At 63.2% G+C, this 4,178-nt stretch carries 4 protein-coding genes; 3 read left to right on the forward strand and 1 reads right to left on the reverse strand.

Translation table 11 applies throughout. The features are described from left to right. On the reverse strand, positions 1-433 hold a 433-nt coding region (locus tag SH809_04595; protein ID MDZ4698966.1), incomplete at its 3' end, for a hypothetical protein. A gap of 228 nt (positions 434-661) precedes the next feature. On the opposite strand from SH809_04595, the gene SH809_04600 reads away from it, so the two are divergent. The 3 genes from SH809_04600 to eboC all read left to right on the forward strand — a co-directional run bounded on the left by SH809_04600 (position 662) and on the right by eboC (position 3,819). After that, positions 662-1,573 carry an EboA domain-containing protein gene (locus SH809_04600; GenBank protein ID MDZ4698967.1) on the forward strand — a complete coding sequence of 304 codons (912 nt, stop codon included), beginning with the start codon at positions 662-664 and terminating at the stop codon, positions 1,571-1,573. Between the two features lie 329 nt (positions 1,574-1,902). Further along, a complete protein-coding gene (locus SH809_04605; GenBank protein MDZ4698968.1) occupies positions 1,903-2,838 on the forward strand; it encodes a TatD family hydrolase in 936 nt (311 codons plus the stop codon). A gap of 105 nt (positions 2,839-2,943) precedes the next feature. Then, the gene (eboC, locus tag SH809_04610; GenBank protein ID MDZ4698969.1) at positions 2,944-3,819 is read left to right on the forward strand and encodes a UbiA-like protein EboC; all 876 of its coding nucleotides are present in this window, start codon (positions 2,944-2,946) and stop codon (positions 3,817-3,819) included. Positions 3,820-4,178 lie beyond the last annotated feature (359 nt).

Consider the following 4,178-nt stretch of genomic DNA (forward strand, 5'->3'; position numbering starts at 1 on the left):
CCTGCATCGCCGTCAGCCCCGCGCCGGCCACCACGATCAGCGCGATCCGCGCCCGGTAGTCGATCGGAAGGTGCGCCAGCAGGATCAGCGACAGCGACAAGCCGATCAGCCAGAGGGCGTTGATAGGCCCGAATATGAGGTAGATGGCCACGAGGGTGAGCCCGACGAAGAAGGGCTGGCGCACCGTCGCAGGCAACCAGGCATGCACCGAAAATCCAATAAAAATAAGACCGATGATGCGAATGAGGCCGCTCTGTTCCTCTATCTTGAACTGGTAGATAGCGAACAGGACGAGCGCCAGTTGAAGGGTCACCGCGACGAACCGACCCAAGGTGACGAGATTGATCTGAACGGGGAGGGCAGCGGTAGGCGTCGCGGGAGCAGCGGAGATACCGCCCATTTTATCGACAACCGCCTTGGTAAATTTCAGCATGTAATCGCAGGGTTTTCCTGTTTAGACACAATATTAACAGCCTCTGGATGAATCTTGGAGGCGCACACTACACCATCCTACACCTTTAGACACCACCCTCGACGCGTGCATGCGCGTCCGTGCTGGTCTTCAGTACGGCCATTCATGCCGCCGGCAACCGATTTCAGAAACCATGCACAATTAGCAAGGTTTTGAAACCAAAAAGAGACAAATTGACGAGAGAAGTTCATGCCAACACGCTCGATCCGGCCTGACGTTACCGCCATATCCACCCTCATCCAGGGCTGGCTCGCACCGCATCTGGATGAAAAAGCCGCCGCCTGGCTCGAGGCCAAACGGCACGATATCGCCGCCCGCGCGGCAGACTGGGTCTTTTTCTCGTCGTTCAGCGCCGTCCCACGTTATTTAGGCAAAGCGGAATTGCCGCTGCATAAAGCCGACCTGGACGCGGCCGGCCGCGCCCGCCCGGACTGGTCCCCGCTCGGCTGGAGCCTCGATCAGGCCGGCCGAACGCTCCTCCTGCTGGCAAATCCATCCGACGACGCGGCCGTCTATGGCGCGCGCATGGATGCGGTCTTCAACGCCGCCGACGTCGGCGAAAGCGTCACGCTTTACCAGGCCCTGCCGCTCCTCCCGCACCCCGAGCGCTTCCGCGCTCGCGGCGCCGAGGGCCTCCGTAGCAACATGGTCTCGGTCTTTAACGCCGTCTCGCTAGACAACCCGTTTCCCGCGGAGCAATTCGATGAGAACACCTGGAATCAGATGGTGCTCAAATGCTGCTTCGTCGGTAGCCCCCTCCACCGGATCGTCGGGCTTGAGGGCCGCGCCAACCCGACCCTCAGCCAGATGCTCGTGGACTACGCCCACGAGCGGTGGGCCGCGTCGCGCTCCCTCACCCCCGAACTCTGGCGCCCCGTCGCCCCCTTCGCCACGCCGGCGATGCTGGCCGACCTCGAGCGCGTCTTCAACGATCCGGACCCCGCCCTGCACGAAGCCGGCGCGCTCGCCCTGGCCTCCTGCCCCCTCAAACCCGGCCATGCCCTCCTTGCCACACGCCCAGACCTCAAAGCCCGCATCGACAGCGGCGCCCTCACATGGACCTCCCACGCCCGAGACCGCATGCCAGACTGGCGCCCCTAATCCCCCCGGTACAGACGCCATACATGGCGTCTCTAAGCCCTATATGGCGCCCCTAATCCCCCGGTACAGACGCCATACATGGCATCTCTAAGCCCTATATGGCGCCCCTAATCCCCCCGGTACAGACGCCATACATGGCATCTCTAAGCCCTATATGGCGCCCCTAATCCCCCCGGTACAGACGCCATACATGGCGTCTCTAAGCCATACATGATGTACCCCATACATGGCGTCTCTAAGCCCTACATGGCGTCTGTACCCCATACACGGCGTCTATGCCGACATCGAGACGCCAGGTATGGCGTCTCTACTTAACACCACACACGACCATGCCATCCGATACGCCCATGTACCTCGACCCCCACATCCACGCCGTCTCCCGCACGACCGACGACTACGAGGCCATGCGCGCCGCTGGCGTCGTGGCCATCATCGAGCCGGCCTTCTGGTTCGGACAACCCCGCACCACCGCGGCGTCCTTCCAGGACTACTTTAGCATGCTCGTCGGCTGGGAACGGTTTCGCGCCGCCCAGTTCGGCATCCGGCACTACTGCGCCATCGGGCTCAATTCCAAGGAGGCCAACAACGAACGCCTCGCGGACGAGGTCATGGAAATCCTCCCCCTCTACGCCTGCAAAGAGGGCGTGGTGGCCATCGGCGAGATCGGGTACGACGATATGTCCGACCTCGAAGACCGCTATTTCCGGAAACAGCTCGACCTGGCCCGCGAGCTCGACATGCTCGTCATGATCCACACCCCGCACCGCAACAAGAAGGTGGGCACCAGCCGCAGCATGGACCGCTGCGTTGAGCACGGACTCGATCCCTCCCGCGTCGTCATCGACCACAACAACGAAGAAACCGTCCGCGAGGTGCTGGACCGTGGCTTCTGGGCCGCCTTCACGCTCTATCCGCAGACCAAGATGGGCAACGAGCGGATGGTGGAGATCGTGAAAAAGTTCGGTACCGAGCGGATCTTTGTGGACAGCGCGGCCGACTGGGGCAAGAGCGATCCGCTCGCCGTCCCGAAAACCGCCAACCTTATGGGCCTGCGTGGCATCCCCGCCGGCGACATCCGAAAAGTCTGCTATCAAAACGCCCTCGACGCCTACGGCCAGAGCGGACAAATCAGGGAGTCCGACTGGCTCAACCCCCCGACCATCGACCAGCGCCAGCTCCACTACGGCAACAGCGTCCTCCGCGGCGGCCAGACCCCTACCGTCGAGGAAGTGGCCGCCCAGAAGGAAAACCTGATCATCCGGTAGATTAGCGATTCGTGATTCGCGATTAGCCCATAGCGATGGGGTGCACACTACACTACGCTAGACGAGATCCCAATCACTATTCGCTAATCGCTACTCGCTAATCCCATGCGTTCCTACCTCCAACTCGCCCGCCCGGCCAACATCGTCACCGCCTGGGCGGATGTGCTGGCCGGCTTTGCCGTGACGGGCGGCCTCGCGGCCGTCCACATCCAGGCCGAGACGCTGGGGTGGCTGCTCCTCTCCACGACAGGTCTCTACGCCGGCGGGGTGGCGTTTAACGATGTGTTCGACGCCAACCTCGACGCCGTCGAACGCCCCGAGCGCCCGATACCGGCAGGTCGGGTCACCCGGCAAAACGCGGCGATCTTCGCGGGATCCTTGCTGCTGGGCGGTATCGCCGCGGCTTTTGCGGCCTCGCCGGCCGCCGGCCTCCTGGCCCTCGCCATCGCCGCGGCAGCCCTGGTCTACGACGCCTACGGCAAACACCACGCGTTGCTGGGTCCGATCAACATGGGCCTCTGCCGGGGCGGCAATCTGTTGCTCGGGATGGGCGCTGCGCCACTGATGATCGTCCACCACTGGCCCCTGGCGCTGCTGCCGATCGTCTACATCGCCGCCATCACGGCCATCAGCCGGGGCGAAGTGACCGGCGGCTCGAAGCGCGTCGGGTACCTGGCCGTCGGGCTCGTCGTCCTGGTCATCCTGGCCCTGGGGTACATCGGGTTCGACGCCGTGGCGGTCGAGCCCGTCAGTGGGCTTTTCCCGTTTATCTTTACTGGCCTCGTATTGCCGGCGTTTCTGCGCGCGGCGAAGCAGCCGACGGCAGAGACGATCCAGCGCGCCGTCCGCACCGGCATCATGGGCCTCATCGTGCTGAATGCCGCGATCGCCGCCTTGTATGCAGGCCCAACGGCCGGCCTCGCCATCCTGTCACTGTTGCCCGTATCCGTCCTTCTGGCGCGGTTGTTTGCGGTCACCTGATCGAACAAACCGGTCCACGATGAATTATAACACCCGGCACGCGGCCGATATTTTCTGCGCGCGCCATCCATCGGCCCCCTACCCCGGCCATTGTCCAGTATCCGCGTATCGCGTGCCCGGTTTCACGCTGTGAATGCCACCCACATTGAAACCTCATGCCTGCCACCTGGAACTACCCAACGCTGACCCGCCTGTGTACTAAATGGAACCGATCAGCCAGCAGTTCGCTGTCACGTACCGTTACGATATAGCCTTTACACGCGGTCTCCTCAACCCGGCCAACCCCCACCTCGCCGACGCCATCCGTCGCGGCGCCGAGGCCGGCCCTCGCCGGACCCTGATTGTCCTCGACGCCGGCG

This window comes from Rhodothermales bacterium (genome assembly GCA_034439735.1).
Classification (GTDB): Bacteria; Bacteroidota; Rhodothermia; order Rhodothermales; family JAHQVL01; genus JAWKNW01.